The following is a 16,528-nucleotide window of genomic DNA, read 5'->3' on the forward strand; positions in this document are numbered from 1 at the left end:
TGACAGGTCGATCGCCAGGCGCTTGATCACATCCCATCACCGAATCGAGTCCCATCGACGTGCGGCACCCGACCCCGGGCCGTCGTTACGGCAGCCAGGTCTCGTGGAGGTGCAACCAGGTGGTGCCCTGGAAGACCACCGTGGACTGTCGGGTCCGATCCGGCTGGACCTCCTGGTAGGTGGCCACGACGAAGGCGCCTTCGGAGGCGACGATCCGTACGTTGCGGATCTCGATGGTCACCCCCGGCGCGCTGCCGTGGAGCGCCTCGACCTCGGCGAGGACCTGGTCGCGGGAGAGCGTCGGGCCGTCGGGGGTGCTGAGCGTGAAGCCGGGGCCGTGGGCGTCGGCGAAGGTGGCGAACTCCTCCCGCGCGAGGGCGCCGGTCAGCCAGCGTTCGATGACCTCGTGGTGGCGGACGATCTCCGCCTCGACGCCGTTCACCGGGCCGCCCACGGCTGGGCGGCGATCCAGGCGCGTAGCGGCGTCAGCCGCAGGCCCAGCAGGCCGGCCACGGCGGGATCGGCCGCGAACAGGTCGCGGTCGACGGCGGCGTGGCGGTAGGTGTCCGCCACCGCGGCGGCCGTCGGCGCGCCCACCGCCGTCGCCAGGCCCGACTCGAACTCGGCCGGGTCCTGCGCGTCGTAACGGGCGCCGAAGGCCGCCGCCAGCTCGTCGCCGGTCACCACGTCGGCCCCGCCGAGCCTCAGCACGGCGCCCTCCAGACCGTCACGGACGAGCGCGGCATGCGTGGCGGCGCCCAGGTCGTCGTGCGAGAGCCAGGCCACCGGCAGGTCGGCGGGCAGCGGGTAGCGCAGCACGCCCTCGGCCGCCAGCGGGCCCGTCACCCACGGCGCGGCCAGGTTGTCCAGGTAGAGGGGAGGGCACAGCACCACGACCGGCAGACCGGCCGACCGCAGCGTCCGCACCGCCCACCGGCGCGTCTCGAAGGCGGCCACCCGCGTGGCGGCCTCGGGCAGCCGGTTGGCGGTGTTGAACACCAGCCGCCGCACCCCGGCCGCCAGCGCGGCGTCGCGCACATGGTGGACGTAGGCGGCGACCGTGTCCGGCTCGAAGACCATGGGCAGCGTCACCGAGGCGTGCGTCACCCCGGCGAAGGCCGCCTTCACCGCCTCGGCGTCGCCGAGGTCGCCGACGACCGGTTCCACGCCGTGCGGCACCCGGCCGCTCCTGGTCAGGCCGCGCACCGTGTGTCCCTCGGCGACGAGCCGCCGCGCGACCGCGCCGCCCTGGGCGCCTGATGCGCCGATCACAAGAAAGGTCATGCCGGAAAGTCTCGACCGAATCCGCGATACGCTCGATTAAGTGAAATATCAGGTTATTTAAGGATCGTCCGGTGGATGATGACCTGCTGAGCGCCCTGCTGGCCCCGCTACGGCTGGAGGGGGTCTTCCACAGCCGCTGGCAGGCGGGGTCGCCCTGGGGCATCGCGGGCGAGGCCGAGGACTGCGCGCTGCTGCACTACGTGCAGGAGGGAACCTGTGCCGTCGAACTGCCCGGCGCCGAGCCCGTCCTGCTGCACGCCGGAGACCTGGCCGTCCTCCCGCACGGCAACGCCCACCGGCTGGGCGACCGGCCGGGGCGCCCCGCCGTACCGCTCTCCACACTGCTCCCCGAACGGCCGCCGGGCGGCGTCACCACCGTCGAACTCGGCGGGCCCGGCGAGCGGACGGTCCTGATCTGCGGCGGGCTCCACTACGACAGGGCCGCCATCTCGCCGATCTACCGGGCGCTGCCGTCCGTCCTGGTGCTCGACAAGGCCACACTGGACGGCCACGGGCTGCTCGGCGGCACCCTCGGGCGGTTGGCGGGCGAGTGGGACCTGGCCGAACCCGGCGCGGCGCTGGTCGCCCTGCGCGCCTTCGAGCTGGTCTTCGTGCTGGCGCTGCGGGCCGCGGTGGGGGAGCTGGCCGAGGGCTCGCCGGTCCTGCGGGCGCTGCGTCACCCGGCGATCGGGACGGCGCTGCACGCCGTACAGACGAGGTTCGCCGAACCCTGGACGGTGGAGTCACTGGCGGCCCAGGCCGGGATGTCGCGCTCGGCGTTCGCGGCGACCTTTCGCGAACTGGTCGGCGAGGCGCCGATCCGGCACCTGACCGCCCGCCGCATGCAGGAGGCCGCCCGCCTGCTGAGCGAGACCACACTCGCCCACAGCCGGATCAGCGAACGCGTCGGCTACCACTCGACGGTCGGCTTCCACCTGGCCTTCCGCCAGTGGTACGGCACCACCCCCGGCGACTACCGCCGCCGCTGGGCCCCCGGCTTTCAAGAAGACTGAACAGCGGCTCCTCCACCCACTGGCGATCCCCAACGGCCAGGAACTCCCACGGCCTCGGTCGTCACTCGGTCGTCAGGGGGTACGGCGACGCGGCACGGGCACCTCGGCGACTTTGGCGATGGCTTCGACCCTTTCAGGGTGATTCGACCCCTTCAGGGTGATGAGGAACCTCCGGTGTGGCAGTGCCGGACGAGCAGTTCACGTTGCGAACCCTTCAGGGTGATGAGGAACGCGCTGATCGTGGGCCTGATCGTGCGCCTGGTTTGGCGTTGCGAACCCTTCAGGGTGATGAGGAACCAGGACGACGAAGCCGAGATTGCGTCCGGGTGGGCCGGGGGTTGCGAACCCTTCAGGGTGATGAGGAACGTGGCAGCCATGACGCTCGTCGCCAGGCTCCTGACCGGGTTGCGAACCCTTCAGGGTGATGAGGAACCCGAGGGTAAAGTCCCAGGTCGGGTGGGGTCGTGGAGGGGCAGGAAGGACTGTTTCTGCAGCAGTCCGGCGGTAGTGCAGATATGCAGGTCAGAGCGTTGATCATCCTTAGGGTACGGCCTCGGGACGTGGGGCTCTGTCCATGATGGCGGGCTCGTGGGTGAGAAGTCGAATGTTCCGAGTTTTGCGTCGCTTATGAAGGCGTTCCACTCGGAGGCGATGAAGGTCAGGGCTGGGTTGGAGGGGTCTTTGCCGCCCTGGGCAGCTTCAGGTGTCCGGGCTCTCTGCTTTCCTCGGGCGGTGGGATGTGGTGAGGATGTGTTCATGGGCCAGGCAGAGATGAGCCGTCTCAGTCCCGGGGAAGCTCGGGAGCAGTTCGATGAGATTCAGCAGGTCTACGCTGTAGCGTTCCCGAATTACGACCTGGGCGACCATCGGCGGCGGACTCTTCGGCAGATCGAGTCGGCGGGGTTCGAGGCGGTGACGGTGCGGGAGAACGGGGTGTTGGTCGGCTTCGCCTACGGCCTGCCGCTCTCCGCGCGTTCGACGTGGTGGAACGGGCTCCGGCCGCTCCAGCCTGACGGCTTCGCCGTCGAGACCGGACGGCGGACGTTCGCGGTGATCGATTTGGCGGTGTTGCCGTCCCATCGTGGCCGGGGGCTTGGCAGGCGTCTCATGGACGAGCTTCTCAGGTCGCGTCCCGAGGAACGGGCGACGTTGGCCACCGTTCCGGACAACCGGGAAACGCAGCGCATGTACGAACGCTGGGGATGGAGCCTGGTAGGGCGGGTCCCGGGCGTTGAGGGTGAAACCTCGGACACGTTCGACCTTTACGTGATCGCTTTACGGCCTGAGGCGCCGACCAGCTCTCGATAGTCGACTACCGCGTGTGTACGCCATTCAGTCGTGGGCACCGCTTCAAGAACCCCGTGGGCCAATCGCGTCACCATGATGGTTCGTTGCTCGGCCGGATAGGCCTGATAGACAGCCTGAGCGTGTCGAATTCCTTCGGTCACATCACCGGAACGCACGTATCCCGCAGCCTGAAGAAGAGCTAGTTGAGCACGGAAACGAGGGTTGGGGTCAGATGGGTCCAGCGCCTCGTGCGTGTGGCTCACGGCTTCGTCGAGCCGCCCCCGATTACCGAGATACGAATACACCCATGCTTGGGTGTAATTCAGCCTCTCGACTCCCCAGCTTTCGATGGTTCGACCCTGGTGGGTGTTTGTGACCGAATCAGGCAGGCGTTCGAATATCTCGCCGCAGCGGCGGATTTCGGCCGCCGCTTCGGCGGACCTGCCGAGGGTCGCCAGCACCTGCGCGCGTGCGGCCGAGATCCCGGTGACTCCCCGATAGGCAGAGTCGCCGTGTTCGTTGAGCGCCGCGTCGGCGTGACGCAGGAGAACCGGTGCGGGGCGCTGGTCGTAAAGTCCGTGGATCAACTGCTCCGCTTTGATCCACGAGCTCAGGTCAGGGTCTCCGGATAGCTCCGCAGCGTTCAAGGCAGTCGCCCACCACTGTCGGGCCTGCCTGGACTGCTCAAGGTTGCACAGCGTCTTCGCCATGAGCAGCGACAGGCCCCCGGTCACCCGGCACCAGGAGCGGAACATCCGGCTGCGATCTCCCGCACGGGACATGGACTGCTTGACCGCGACGAGATCGGCCGCAAGCTCGCCGAGCATCTGCTGCGGAGGGGTCAGCCGATAGCCGTAACCGTGCTCGGAGACGGTCTCCTCCCACATCTCCACATCGAGACGCTCGTCGCGCCCCAGCGACAGGCCGACGCTGTCCCGGATCGTCTGGAGCGAGTCGAAGACCGGCGGCGAGGCGACGCCGAGCGCCGCCAGTGCTTGCAGGAGCCTGCGTCGTTCCATCTCACCATCCTCATGTGACGCCCTTTTCTTGGAGAATAGGACGCCTTCGTGGAGATTGAAGACCTGGGCATAGACGGCTGCCCAGTCGCGGGGGTAATGCTTACCTTTCTCCCAGTCACGGATCGATCGGGCCAGGGAGTTGACCGTCGAAGGGTCGTGCCCGGCCTTGGTGATCAGGCGGCGGGCCATCTCACTTTTGTTCCACCGGCGCTTTTCACGCTCGGACTGCAAGCGTGATGCCCATGCCGGACGTTCTGGCAGAGATGTCGCCATATCACCCGCCCATCGGAGAAAGGGCGGGGAGAAAGTCTCCGCCCATGTCTCCGTCATTTTCCGTTACGGACGGTGCTTTCGCTGGGGTTCACTGTCAAAGCCCTGAAACGACAGCGGCCCCGGACGCGGTGATAACAGCACCGGCCGGGGCCTTGATCAGGAAGGTATCTCCTGACGTGAGCAAGAGTAGTGCTCCGAGCTTCGACTCGGACACGCTGATCCGGGACGGTTGCGGCTGCTTCGCCGGTGCCATCCCCCTGCCCATGGGATGCGCCCGATGCGGCCACTCCCCGTACGCCCACGGCTGCCCGAACCAGGACGGGCACGACTACGTGCAGCCGTCCGGGCTGTTGATGAACGCCCGCCTCCAGGCCCGTCGCGAGTACGGCCCGCAGCTCCTTCCCGCTCCTCGGCCTCCGGTGGAGGTGGCTCCCGCCGAGGTGGTTCCGTTGGTGCCTGCCCAGCGGCGTCCTGACCCCGATCCTGAGCCGGAGGCACCCGCGATGGCCCCGGCCGCGAGCGCCGTACCGGATGGTCCTGTGGGGGTGGTTGGGCCAGATCTGGTGCTGGGGCCTGGTCAGGGTTGTCCTGTTCCCGAGCCGGATACGTTCTCGGTTGCCCCGGCCGTGAGTGCCGTACCGGACGGTTCTGCGGAGCCGGTTCCTGTGGACGGCCCGGTCATGGTTCCGGAGTCCACGCCTGTCGCGCCGGTACGGCCTGCCCAGGCTCCGGTGTCCAGGCGGGTTCGGCGCCCGTTCCACCGGATTCCCCGGTCGGGGATCACCTGGACGAGGGTCCGTCCGCCCGGCCACTTCGGTGTACGGCCCGCGAGCGGCGGGCCGCCTCGACGCGGAGACCGATGTCACGTTCCCCGTGCTCAGGCGGCCTGTCGGCCTGGTGCTCGTGGTCTTCGGTCTTCGGCTGTGCCGTACGGCGCGCGGCTTCTTTCTTGTCCCGCAGGGCAGGCCCGTCTGGCGATCACCCTGGCCAGGCACGCCTCTGGTCGGATCGTGGAGGTCCAGATCATGCACGACACTCCTACGCGCCCGGTGATCCCGGGCTGGCGGTTGATCATCAGTGACGCGGGCCGGTTCTGGGCCTTCCGCAACCACCTCTTCCCCCGCGCCGCCGTACGGGCCGGGGCGCAGTCGGCAGTGGACGCCGACACCTTCGACGAGGTTCAGGCCGTCATCGCCGAGCAGGAGAAGACCGCCCGCGACGCCGTTGCGGGGGTGACCCCGTGACCGGACGACACCGCGACGGCCAGCCGTACGCCCCGGTGTACCGGCGGGTGTGGGACGGCCCGGCACGCGCCGAAGCCGAGCGGATCGACCAGGCCTGGGTGGACTGGACGGTCCTCTACAGCCTGGGACGACGCTCCTTCTACGCTGTGGCCGCCTGGGACGGCCCCCGACCGGTGATCGTCGAGGACCCCACGGCTGACGGGTTGGAGGAGCGGATGCGGGAGGCCGAGATGATCCGGGCCATCCGGCTCACGGCTCCCGTGCCGCAGCCTTCCCCGGCGCCGGTTCGCAGGAGGGCTTCCCGCAGGCGGGGAGGGCCCTCCGGAGGGGCGGTCGTCGAGGAGTTCGGTGGGACGCGAACCGAGGTGATCACCAAGGAGCCCAGTGGGGAGCGGGGTTCGTCGGGTGGGGGAACGGCGCCCGTCGGGGGACGGCCTTCGTCAGGTGAGGGAATGATGTCCGGTGAGAGACGGTCTTCGCCGGGTGGGGAAACGGTTTCCGCCGGGGATCGGCGTTCGCTGGGCGGGAGGGCGGCATGACGCTTCCGGCCTGGACGGCCCGTCAAATTTCTGAGTTTTCCGATCGAACCTGTGCCTCCCTGCAGACGGCTCATCCCGGATGGCTGGTCTTCCACAGCTCGACGACCGGGTTGTGGAGTGCCTACCGGAGTGTCCTGTTCGGCAGGCCGTGTCCCGGGGAGGTGCTGCTGGTGCGGGCCGGGTCGGCCGAGGAGTTGGACCGTAAGTTGGCCGCTCAGGTGGTTCCGGTGGTGCCGCCGAGCATTCAGGCCGTCGCCGTCGCCCGAGCGATCCAGGCCGCTCGGGTCAGGCAGCTGGCCCGGGTCCCCCGGGTCGTTCAGGCCGTATGCCCTGGTCAGGCGGCTCAACCGGGTCGGGCCACGGCGTTGCGCGGGCTGCTGCGCTCCTGAAAGCCGGTACGGCGGGCGTGGAAACTCATCCCACCCGCTGCTCGCCGTACCCCATGACGTGCGGCTCAGGGATGAGGGACCTGGGCCGCACACCCTTCACACCCCCATAAGCGTGCGGTCCAGGCGGGAGGGGTCTGGGCCGCACTTCCTCGCAGGCGGTTTCCGTGCACGTTCCGGGCGTGCTGGGGAAGGGGAGCCGTCTGGCGCACCGGCCCTGTGTCCTGGGGCCGGTCCTCCTCCAGGGTGCCCGGCCAAGTGCTCCCCGGCTCGGGGCCGGGCACCCGCCTCTGAAAGCACCCGTCCCACGAAAGGCCCTGCATTCCGGACCTCGCAAACCGAACGAAGACCCCGGACCCATGGCTTGAGCGGTCGGATCCTGGGTCTCACGACCCGGGCTCCCGGCCTGGACGAGGACCCCTGAACTCACGGCCCGAACCCGGACCCCGTGGCCCGGGCGAAGGCCCTCGAAAGCCCGCGCCGAACGAAGACGCCTGGACTTCATGGTTCGAGCGAGCGGGACCCCTCCCCGAGCGAAAGCCCCGGCCTGAACGACATGTGTTCCTGTCCACCCTCCGAACCAGGGTGGCCATGACCGACGACGAGCGACGTCTGATCAGCCTGCTCATCAGCACCCACCCCGGTTGGCGGTACGAGCGACACGACCTGCCCGGCCTGCCCCGATGGTGGGCCATCCGCTACGCCCTGACCAGCGTGGGGCCGGGGCCCGGGACGTGCTGGGCCGTACGACCCCGCACCGCTTGGTCCATGCGCTGACCCACCACAACCAGATCCTGCACACCCTCCGCCACTGAAGGAGAGCCTTATGTCCCCCCTCAAGGCCGTCGCCCCCGACGGCACCTTCGTCACCGGGCCCGACACCACCGAACGACTTCTCACCCCCGGAGAAGTGGCTCGGATCTTCGGCGTGGACCCCAAGACCGTGAACCGGTGGGCGCTCACCGGGAAGATTCCCTCGGTCAGGACACCCAGCAGGCAACGCCGCTACCGAGAAAGCGACATCAGGGCACTCCTCGACGCCTCGTGAAAGCGCGCAGCAGCCGGACGGTGGCGGCCACGGCGGGCCACAGGCGAGTGGCGAGGTTCCGCGTCTGACCGTCGAGCGTCACCCCTACGTGGTACGGGCGGAGCCGCCACCACCACCGTTTCCGCCGGTGCGTCCCTGAGTGTCCCTGCCGGGAAGGCCGGGACGGTCGGGACGGTCGGAGTCGGTCCTGGACCGTCCACCGGCGCCGCCTGCGCCGCCGCTTACGTCGCCGTTGTCGTTCGAGGGCCCGGGCTTCTTGTCGGGGCACGGCTCCGGCGCGGGCGGGACGCCACACGACTCGGTGTCGTAGGTGAGGGTCAGTTCGCCGTCGCCCTGGCGGACACCGACGGTGAAGGTGGATCCGGCAGGGCCGAGGCTCGACCCGCCGCCCCCGCCGCCGCCGTACAGGGTGTCGGTGGAGGAGGAGCCACCTGTCTCCGGTTCTCCCGCGTCGGCCGGGTGGTCAGATGACGGGGTCTTCCCGGAGATCGTGGGCCGTGATCCGGTAACCCACCCTGGGCGTGGTGGTGATGGCCGGGGGGTCGCCGAGTTTGCGGCGCAGGCGGCCGACGGTGACCGTGACGGTGTTGGTCAGGGGGTTGGCGTGCTCGTCCCACACCTGTTCGAGGAGGTCCTCGGCACTGAGGAACGCGGGAGCGGCGCGGAGGAGGGCTTCGAGCAGGGCGAACTCTTTGACCGACAGATCCAGGTGGCGGCCGTCGCGGGTGGCGGTGCGGCGCAGCGGGTCGAGCTCGATGCCGGCCGCGCGCAGCGTACGGGGCTGGGCGGTGGGACGGCGGCGGGCCAGGGAGCGGATGCGCAGCACCAGCTCGGGGAAGTGGAAGGGCTTGGTCAGGTAGTCGTCGGCTCCCAGGGTCAGGCCGGTGACCCGGTCTCCGGGCTCGTCGGCCGCGGTCAGCATCAGGACCATGACACGGTCGTCGTGTTCAGTGATCATCCGGCAGAGGGTGTCGCCGTGGATACCCGGCAGGTCGCGGTCGAGGACGACCACGTCGTAGGCGTTGAGGTCGAGCTTGGCTGCGGCCTCCAGGCCGTCGTGGGCGACGTCCACGGCCATGCCCTGATCGCTCAGACCTTCGACGAGTACGGCGGCGAGGGAGCGTGCGTCCTCCACCACGAGCACCCTCACGCCGCGACCTCCGCCGGTACGGCCGCCGCCGGCAGCGAGATGACGACGCGGAGACCGCCTTCCGGCCGGGCCCGCAGGTCGAGGGTGCCGCCGTGCGCGGCGGCGACGGCTGCGACGATCGAAAGGCCGAGCCCGGAGCCGTCGCCGGAGTGGGTGCGGTCGGCGCCGAGTCGCTGGAAGGGCTGAGCCAGTCGGTCGACCTGTCGCTGGTCGAGGACGCGTCCGCCGGTCTCGACGACGAGCCGAGCCGTTGCGCCGTCGGTGGTGGTGGCGAGGAGGATCGAGCCGCCTTCGTGGTTGTGGGTGATGGCGTTGTCGATGACGTTGTCGATCATGCGGGTGATGAGCGTCCTGTTTCCCTGCGTCCACGCGCTGTCGTGCACGGTGCCCGGGGTGTCGGCGGCGGGGGAGTGGACGGTGAGGTTGTTGGTGGCGATGTCGGCGGTCCGGGCGTGCAGGGCGGCGGTCGCCAGCTGGTGGAGTGAGAGCGTGGTGCGGTCGGTCAGGGCGCCGTGCTGGGCGCGGGCGAGCATGAGGAAACCTTCGAGCAGCCGGTCGACCTGGTCGAGTTCGGTGCGGAGCCGGTCGGCCAGCGCGGCGGTCTGCGCCGGTACGGGCTCCGGCTTGGCCAGGGCCACGTCCAGGGACGCACGCATGGTGGCCAGCGGGGTGCGGAGTTCGTGGGAGGCGTTGGCGACGAACCGGCGTTGGGCGGCGAATGAGTTCTCCAGCCGTTCCAGCAGGTCGTCGATGGTGTCGGCAAGGTCTTTGACTTCGTCGGCCGGGCCCTGGGCGGCCAGCCGCTCGTGCAGGTTGTCGGCGGAGATGCGGCGGGTGGCCGCGGTGATCATCCGTAGCGGGCGCAGCACCCTGCCGGCGATGAGGCGGCCCAGGACGAGCGACACCACGGCCATGACCGCGAGCGCCAGCGCCGAGCCGATCAGGAACTGGCGTGACTGGGCCGCGTGGGTGTCCGACAGCTGGGTCTGGAGCCATGCGATGCGCTCGGTGGCGGCGGCGAGCGTGGTCGGCTCGACCGGCGGGGTCCCAGGGGGTGCGGATCGGCTGACCCGCGTCCCTCCGAGGCCCACGAGGTTGGTGATGACCAGCAGTCCGACGGCGGACAGCAGGAACATGGCACCGTACAAGACGGTGAAGCGCAGTCGTACGGTGCGCGCCGGCCGTCGCCAGATTCGCATGGGCTCCAGGATGCCGTACGGGACCTAACAGCGGTGTGACAGCCTCTGTTCGGCCCGTGTTAGGGCCGGGTCCGTACAACCGGTCGCATGCAGGCAACCATCGAAGTCAGCGGGCTGCGCAAACGGTTCGGCCCGACCCTCGCGCTGGACGGCATGTCGTTCACCGTGCTGCCCGGCCGGGTCACCGGGTTCGTCGGCCCCAACGGGGCGGGCAAGTCCACCACGATGCGGGTGATCCTCGGCCTGGACGCGGCCGAGGAGGGTCAGGCGCTGATCGGCGGACGGCCGTACGTCGGCCTGCGCGACCCGCTCACCCACGTCGGAGCGCTGCTGGATGCCGGGGCGCTGCAGCCGAGCCGTACCGCGCGCAACCATCTGCTGTGGCTGGCCCACTCCCAGGGCCTGGACGGCAGGCGGGTCGATGAGGTGCTCCAACAGGTGGGCATGCGGTCCGCCGCCCGGCGCAGGGCGGGCGGCTTCTCGCTGGGCATGCGCCAGCGGCTCGGTATCGCGGCCGCGCTGCTCGGAGACCCGCCGGTGCTCATGCTGGACGAGCCGGTCAACGGCCTTGATCCCGAGGGCATCGTGTGGATGCGCGGCCTCCTGCGGTCACTGGCCGGCGAAGGGCGGGCCGTGCTGGTGTCCAGCCATCTGATGAGCGAACTGGAGGACACCGCCGACCATCTCGTGGTGGTGGGCAAGGGCCGCGTCATCGCCGACACCAGTGTGGCCGATCTCATCACGACCGCCTCCCGCGGCCGGGTCACACTGCGGACGGCGGCGCGTTCGGCGGCGATGTCCGCGCTGGGTCACGCCGGTGCCACCACGGCCGTCACCGACCACGACACGATCGTCGTCTCAGGGCTGTCGTCGGAGCACGTCGTGGCCGTACTCAACGCCGGCGCGGTGCCGTTCTCCGAGGTGGCGACGTACCGGGTGACGCTGGAGCAGGCCTACATGGACCTCACCGCCGACGCGGTCGAATACCGGGGAGCGGCACGATGAGCGCCATTCCGCGCCGCTCCTCACACCACGCGGAGCCGGGGGCCGGACGCGGAGGGTTCGGGCGGTCGCTGCGCGCCGAGTGGACCAAGTTCAGGACGGTGCGCGGCTGGGTGGTCGCCCTGACGGCAGCGGCACTGGTCACCGTGCTGCTCGGGTTGCTGTCCGCGTCCAGCAGCCACGCCTCGTGCGGCGCCGGTCCGGTCGAGGTCGCCTGTCCTCCGCCCCTGGTAGGTCCGGGCGGCGAGGCGGTGGACGACAAGTTCTATTTCGTGCACCGGCCGCTGACCGGGGACGGCGGCATCACCGTCCGCCTCACCTCCATGACCGGCCAGATCCGCAAGCCCGATGTCACCCCGGGGCGGCGCAACGTGGTTCCCGGCCTCGTGCCGTGGGCGAAGGCCGGAGTCATGATCAAGGAGAGCACCAGGCAGGGCTCCGCCTACGCGGCGGTGATGATGACCGGCGAGCACGGGGTGCGGATGCAGCACAACTTCACCCACGACGTGGCCGGCCGGGCGGGCGGCGTCTCCCGGCAGTCGCCGCGCTGGCTCCGGCTGACCCGCTCCGGCGACACCCTCACCGGATACGAGTCCGTCGACGGCACGGACTGGACGCGGATCGGCACCGCGACCCTGGCCGGACTACCGCAGACCGTACAGATCGGGTTGTTCGCGACCTCCCCCGGGGATCTGACGGTCACGCAGGGGGATCTCGGCGGGTCCGTCGCGGCGGCCCGATTCACCGAAGCCACCGGTGAGTTCGACCAGGTCAGGCTGCAGGGCAGCACGTCCGGCGCGTGGCGCGACGACGACATCGGCGTCACCGTCGGTCCCGACGGGGTCGAGCACCACCCGGGCCGCGCCGGCCAGTCCGGTGGCACCTTCTCCGTCACCGGCGTCGGCGACATCGCGCCGACCATCGAGGGCCCGACCGCGGAACGTCCCCTCAGCGGCGCGCTGACCGGGCTGATCCCGGTGATCGTGGTGGCGGTCATGTTCGTCACCGCCGAGTACCGGCACGGCCTGATCCGCGTCACCCTGCTGGCCGGCCCGCGCCGCGGCCGGACGCTGGCGGCCAAGGCGCTGGCGCTCGGCCTGGTCACCTTCGCCGCCGCGCTGCCCGCCGGTGCGATCACGTTCACGGTCGGCGGGCGGATCCTGCGCGGCAACGGCAACGCCGTCCTCCCGGTGTCCCTGCTCACCCAGGTGCGCATCGTGGTCGGCATGGCGGCGCTGTTCGCGCTGGCCGCCGTGCTCGCCCTCGCCCTCGGCGCGCTGCTGCGGCGCAGTGTCGCGGCGGTCATCACCGCGATCGCGGTGATCGTGGTCCCGCACGTCCTCGCCACCACCTCGGTCCTGCCCGACAGCGCGGCGCAGTGGCTGCTGCGCCTCACCCCGGCGGCCGGCTTCGCCACGCAGCAGAGCGTCCCGCAGTACGCGCACGTGCTCGGCCACTACGCGCCCATCGCCGGGTTCTACCCGCTGCCGCCGTGGGCCGGTCTGGCCGTGCTGGCCGGTTATACGGCGCTCGCCCTCGGCTTGGCCGCCCTTCGACTCCGCCGGAGGGACGCATGAGACGTCCCCGTCGGGACCTCTTCCCGCGTCGCGGGAGGAGCGCATGAGAGAGCACCTGCATGCGGAGTGGACGAAACTCCGTACCCTGGCCGGCACCGGCTGGCTGCTGCTCGCGATCGTGGTGCTGACCGTCGCCGTCAGCGTCGCGGCCTCCGCCGTCGTGTCCTGCGCCTCGGAAGGCTGCGGCTACGACCCCGCCAAGATCGGTCTTTTCGGGGTCCAGGTGAGCCAGGCGGTCGTCGCCATCCTGGCCGTGCAGGCGATCACCGGCGAGTACGGCACCGGCATGATCCACCTCACCCTGACCGCCATGCCGCGCCGGGTCGGCGTCCTGGCCGCGAAGGCGATCATTCTGGTCGGCTTGACCCTGATCGCCGGAAGTGTCGCCGTGATCGCCTCCGCGCTGGCCACGCGGCGCATCCTGCTCGCCAACGGCTTCCCCGCCGACATGCTCCTTCCCACCAGTGGTCCCATGGTGCGCGCCGCCGTCGGTTCGGTCCTCTATCTGGCGCTGGTCGCCCTGTTCAGCCTGGGCGTCGCCACCGCCGTACGGGACTCCGCCACCGCCATCGGGGTCGTGCTCGGCCTGCTCTACCTCTTCCCCGCCCTCATCCTCATGATCGCCGACGATGACTGGCAGCGGCTTCTGTGGCAGATCTCCCCGATGAATGCCGGGCTCGCCATCCAGGCCACCACCCACCTGTCCAGCCTCCCCCTCAGCCCATGGGCCGGCCTGGGCGTTCTCACCGCGTGGGCCGCCGCGGCGCTCCTGGGCGGCGGGCTGCTCCTACGGATGCGCGACGCGTAGCCGCCGGCGTGGGCGAAGCGGTCCGGGACCCCTTCGGCGCGGACCCCTGGCGACCGACGCCGCTACCGGGAAGCCGACATCAAGGCCCTCCTCAACGGCTCGACTCCCTGACCACGACGTCAGGGGCATGAACGCCTGAGAGCGCGCCAGGCGAGCTGATGCCCCCTTCGTCGTCGCGGCCGGTCGGCCACCGTTCGGCCTACGGGCTTCACGCCGTAGGGCCTTACACGGATACCTACCGTCGAACGTCCTGTCGAAGGTCGGTCGTCGCGGGACGGGCCGGAACGGCGGGAGTTCGAGGCCATGTCCAGGCGAAGCGCAGGACGAAGGCCAGGAGCAGTACCTCGATGCCGATGGAGAGGCCATAGAAGAAGGCCCAGTCCCAGGACTCCCCTACCGCGTTGAACACCGAGTAGGGGATGTAGAGCGACGCGACGACGAGGTTCGTGGCGCGGTTCACCCGGGCGGGCAGCGTCATGGAGAGCATCACCATCAGGGCCGGGATCGCTACGGACGCGAGCATCACGGTCAACAACGTCGGGCTGATGTCGAACTCGAAGACGACGCCGGCGCGGAGGCCGTCGATGACACCGGGCTTGTGGAGGTGGAAGTAGTCGACGTAGATGTAGAGGAACATGAAGCCGGTCCATGCGGCGGCGAGCTTGGCCTGAACGGGGACCGGCGGGTCGTCGAGCAGGTTCGGGGTTTTCGTTCGGATGGTCACCGGTTCTTCTTTCGGGAGGAGCGGTCCCCTGCGCCGGAGCGGCGACAGGTTGGCGTGCACACGCACGGGTCCGGGCGTCAGACGGTGACGACGACCTTCCCCCGGGTGTGGCCGGCCGCGACGTGGCGGAGGGCGTCAGCCGCTTCGTCGAGGGGGTGGGTGCGGTCGATGACGGGCTTGACCTGCCCGGTCGTGAGCAGGTCGGCCAGGGCGAGCAGGTCCTGGCGCCTCCCGACCGACGTGAAGGGCTTCAGCCGCTGACGGGTGAACCCGGACAGCACGCGCGCTTTGACGATCCGGCCGAGGGGGCCGAGCAGGCGGCCGCCGCGTCCGCTGTTGGGGATGAGAGTGCCGGTGGGCGTCAGCGCTCGGCGGACAGCCGCCAGGGGCTGGGCTTCCACGTTGTCGAGGATGACGTCGTAGCGCTTCCCGGTGCGGGTGAAGTCGGTCTCGGTGTAGTCGACGACGTGGTCGGCGCCGAGTGACCGGACCAGGTCGACGTTGCGGGTGCTGCACACACCCGTCACCTCGGCGCCGAACGCCTTGGCGATCTGCACGGCGAAGGAGCCCACGCCGCCCGACGCGCCCGTGATCAGCACTGTCTGACCCGGTCGAACGTTCGCGATGTCGCGCAACGCCTGCAATGCCGTCATGCCGGACGTGGGCACCGCCGCCGCGTCCACGTCCGACAGGTTGGCGGGCACGGACACGAGGTGGTCCGCCGGGACGCGGGCGTACTCCGCGAGCGTTCCCGTGGTGCTCCAGCCGAACACCTTGTCGCCGGGTCGGAGGGCGGTGACGTCCTTCCCGACCGCCGCCACGACGCCGGCGAGGTCCCTGCCAGGGATGCCGTGACGCGGCCGACGGAGCCCGAACACCAGACGCACCACGTACGGCTCACCGGTCATGACGAAGTAGTCGCCAGGATGTACTGCGGTCGCGCCCACCTGGACGAGCACATCGCCTCGACCGGGCAGCGGTAGCCCGACCTCGGCCATCACGAGCACGGAGGGCGGGCCGTAGCGGTGCTGGACGGCGGCCCGCATCGTCGCCGCCCCGTCTGGACTCGCCTCCGGCATTCGTTCAGTCCCCACAGAAGCCTCCTCCGAGCCGCGACGCCCGCTGGTTCGTACACCGTACGTCGTACACCGTACGAACACGTACACCGTACTATGGACGTACGCTGTACGACTGTCAAGCCGTACGAGCGAGCGAGGAGACCCGTTGGCTGCGAGGGAACAAAGGCGGGTCGCGTCCGACGCGGGGCTGAGCAAGCAGCGGGTGGTGGAGGAGGCGATCCGGCTCGCCGACCGCGAGGGGGTCGACGGGCTGAGCATGCGCCGGCTGGCCGGCACGCTCGGCGCGGGCGCGATGTCGCTGTATCACTACGTGGCGAGCAAGGAAGAGCTGCTGGACGCCATGATCGACGTCGTGTTCGAGGAGATCGAGCTCCCGCCGGAAGGGACCGACTGGCAGTCGGCGATACGACGGCGGGCGGTGTCCGCCCAACAGGTTCTCGCACGCCACCCGTGGGCGAACGGCCTGATGGAGTCGCGGACGTCGCCAGGGCCCGCGACCCTCCGCCACCACGAGGCGGTCACCGCCTGCCTGCGGAGGGCCGGCTTCTCGGCCTTGATGGCGACGCACGCCAACTGGTTGCTCGACAGCTATGTCTACGGCTTCGCCCTGCAGGCGGCCAGCCTGCCGTTCGGCACCGCCGACGAGCTCGCGGACGTGATCGAGGACGCCTACCTACCCCAGCTTCCTCCTGACGAGTTCCCCTACCTCAACGAGTCCGCCGCGGCGCTCGTCGCCGCCGGCTTCGACCCGGCGAAGGAGTTCGTCTTCGGCCTCGACCTCGTCCTGGCCGCCCTTGAACCCCTGAGAGTGCCTTCCGCGAGCCCCCATCCGTGATGTCGTCAGGTGATCGTGTGGCTTTGTAGTGCTACCGCCCGTCTGCGGGGCCAGTTGTGCT

At 70.1% G+C, this 16,528-nt stretch carries 18 protein-coding genes and 1 CRISPR repeat array; of the genes, 11 read left to right on the forward strand and 7 right to left on the reverse strand.

All coding sequences use genetic code 11. The features are described from left to right. Positions 1-85 precede the first annotated feature (85 nt). Together ABZ470_RS12190 and ABZ470_RS12195 are read right to left on the reverse strand one after the other, a co-directional pair. The gene (locus ABZ470_RS12190) at positions 86-442 is read right to left on the reverse strand and encodes a DUF4440 domain-containing protein (RefSeq protein WP_362911361.1); all 357 of its coding nucleotides are present in this window, start codon (positions 440-442) and stop codon (positions 86-88) included. Beyond that, on the reverse strand, positions 439-1,284 hold the full coding sequence (locus ABZ470_RS12195) for an NmrA family NAD(P)-binding protein (protein ID WP_362911362.1): 846 nt from the start codon (positions 1,282-1,284) through the stop codon (positions 439-441). The genes ABZ470_RS12190 and ABZ470_RS12195 overlap by 4 nt, the downstream gene beginning before the upstream one ends. 71 nt (positions 1,285-1,355) lie before the next feature. Between ABZ470_RS12195 and ABZ470_RS12200 the strand changes: the two genes are divergently transcribed. After that, the gene (locus ABZ470_RS12200; RefSeq protein ID WP_362911363.1) at positions 1,356-2,297 is read left to right on the forward strand and encodes an AraC family transcriptional regulator; all 942 of its coding nucleotides are present in this window, start codon (positions 1,356-1,358) and stop codon (positions 2,295-2,297) included. Positions 2,298-2,437: 140 nt separating this feature from the next. Continuing rightward, positions 2,438-2,730: direct repeats of the CRISPR family, unit length 29 nt; unit sequence GTTGCGAACCCTTCAGGGTGATGAGGAAC. Positions 2,731-3,053: 323 nt separating this feature from the next. Beyond that, on the forward strand, positions 3,054-3,605 hold the full coding sequence (locus ABZ470_RS12205) for a GNAT family N-acetyltransferase (protein WP_362911364.1): 552 nt from the start codon (positions 3,054-3,056) through the stop codon (positions 3,603-3,605). Here ABZ470_RS12205 and ABZ470_RS12210 read toward each other — a convergent pair. Continuing rightward, on the reverse strand, positions 3,560-4,834 hold the full coding sequence (locus ABZ470_RS12210; RefSeq protein ID WP_362911365.1) for a hypothetical protein: 1,275 nt from the start codon (positions 4,832-4,834) through the stop codon (positions 3,560-3,562). The genes ABZ470_RS12205 and ABZ470_RS12210 overlap by 46 nt on opposite strands. Before the next feature lie 1,067 nt (positions 4,835-5,901). Here ABZ470_RS12210 and ABZ470_RS12215 point away from each other — a divergent pair. The 5 genes from ABZ470_RS12215 to ABZ470_RS12235 all read left to right on the forward strand — a co-directional run bounded on the left by ABZ470_RS12215 (position 5,902) and on the right by ABZ470_RS12235 (position 8,093). After that, complete coding sequence (locus ABZ470_RS12215) at positions 5,902-6,120, forward strand: hypothetical protein (protein WP_362911366.1); 219 nt, start codon at positions 5,902-5,904, stop codon at positions 6,118-6,120. Further along, positions 6,117-6,659 carry a hypothetical protein gene (locus tag ABZ470_RS12220; RefSeq protein WP_362911367.1) on the forward strand — a complete coding sequence of 181 codons (543 nt, stop codon included), beginning with the start codon at positions 6,117-6,119 and terminating at the stop codon, positions 6,657-6,659. Before ABZ470_RS12215 ends, ABZ470_RS12220 begins: the two co-directional genes overlap by 4 nt. Further along, positions 6,656-7,048 (forward strand): hypothetical protein, encoded by a 393-nt coding sequence (locus tag ABZ470_RS12225; protein WP_362911368.1) that lies wholly within the window; start codon positions 6,656-6,658, stop codon positions 7,046-7,048. The genes ABZ470_RS12220 and ABZ470_RS12225 overlap by 4 nt, the downstream gene beginning before the upstream one ends. A gap of 588 nt (positions 7,049-7,636) precedes the next feature. After that, positions 7,637-7,822, forward strand: a complete 186-nt coding sequence (locus tag ABZ470_RS12230) for a hypothetical protein (protein WP_362911369.1) — start codon at positions 7,637-7,639, stop codon at positions 7,820-7,822. A gap of 49 nt (positions 7,823-7,871) precedes the next feature. Further along, positions 7,872-8,093, forward strand: coding sequence for a BldC family transcriptional regulator (locus tag ABZ470_RS12235; protein ID WP_352011268.1), 222 nt, complete (start codon positions 7,872-7,874; stop codon positions 8,091-8,093). A 463-nt stretch (positions 8,094-8,556) separates the two neighbouring features. Here ABZ470_RS12235 and ABZ470_RS12240 read toward each other — a convergent pair whose 3' ends face one another. After that, a complete protein-coding gene (locus ABZ470_RS12240; RefSeq protein WP_362781515.1) occupies positions 8,557-9,243 on the reverse strand; it encodes a response regulator transcription factor in 687 nt (228 codons plus the stop codon). After that, the gene (locus ABZ470_RS12245; protein WP_362911370.1) at positions 9,240-10,442 is read right to left on the reverse strand and encodes a HAMP domain-containing sensor histidine kinase; all 1,203 of its coding nucleotides are present in this window, start codon (positions 10,440-10,442) and stop codon (positions 9,240-9,242) included. Before ABZ470_RS12245 ends, ABZ470_RS12240 begins: the two co-directional genes overlap by 4 nt. Before the next feature lie 87 nt (positions 10,443-10,529). Here ABZ470_RS12245 and ABZ470_RS12250 point away from each other — a divergent pair, with 87 nt between their 5' ends. The 3 genes from ABZ470_RS12250 to ABZ470_RS12260 are packed head-to-tail and all read left to right on the forward strand — an operon-like array spanning position 10,530 to position 13,829. Next, the gene (locus tag ABZ470_RS12250) at positions 10,530-11,447 is read left to right on the forward strand and encodes an ATP-binding cassette domain-containing protein (protein ID WP_362911371.1); all 918 of its coding nucleotides are present in this window, start codon (positions 10,530-10,532) and stop codon (positions 11,445-11,447) included. Continuing rightward, positions 11,444-13,021, forward strand: coding sequence for an ABC transporter permease subunit (locus ABZ470_RS12255; protein WP_362911372.1), 1,578 nt, complete (start codon positions 11,444-11,446; stop codon positions 13,019-13,021). The genes ABZ470_RS12250 and ABZ470_RS12255 overlap by 4 nt, the downstream gene beginning before the upstream one ends. Positions 13,022-13,064: 43 nt before the next feature. Beyond that, a complete protein-coding gene (locus ABZ470_RS12260; RefSeq protein ID WP_362911373.1) occupies positions 13,065-13,829 on the forward strand; it encodes an ABC transporter permease in 765 nt (254 codons plus the stop codon). Between the two features lie 235 nt (positions 13,830-14,064). Here ABZ470_RS12260 and ABZ470_RS12265 read toward each other — a convergent pair whose 3' ends face one another. Both ABZ470_RS12265 and ABZ470_RS12270 read right to left on the reverse strand, forming a co-directional pair. Continuing rightward, positions 14,065-14,553 (reverse strand): DUF6326 family protein, encoded by a 489-nt coding sequence (locus ABZ470_RS12265; RefSeq protein ID WP_362911374.1) that lies wholly within the window; start codon positions 14,551-14,553, stop codon positions 14,065-14,067. A gap of 77 nt (positions 14,554-14,630) precedes the next feature. After that, on the reverse strand, positions 14,631-15,647 hold the full coding sequence (locus ABZ470_RS12270) for an NAD(P)-dependent alcohol dehydrogenase (protein WP_362911375.1): 1,017 nt from the start codon (positions 15,645-15,647) through the stop codon (positions 14,631-14,633). 130 nt (positions 15,648-15,777) lie between these two features. Here ABZ470_RS12270 and ABZ470_RS12275 point away from each other — a divergent pair, with 130 nt between their 5' ends. Continuing rightward, on the forward strand, positions 15,778-16,467 hold the full coding sequence (locus tag ABZ470_RS12275) for a TetR/AcrR family transcriptional regulator (protein ID WP_352011260.1): 690 nt from the start codon (positions 15,778-15,780) through the stop codon (positions 16,465-16,467). The last annotated feature ends 61 nt before the right edge of the window (positions 16,468-16,528 follow it).

The organism is Streptosporangium sp. NPDC020072, assembly GCF_040631445.1.
Taxonomy (GTDB): Bacteria; Actinomycetota; Actinomycetes; order Streptosporangiales; family Streptosporangiaceae; genus Streptosporangium.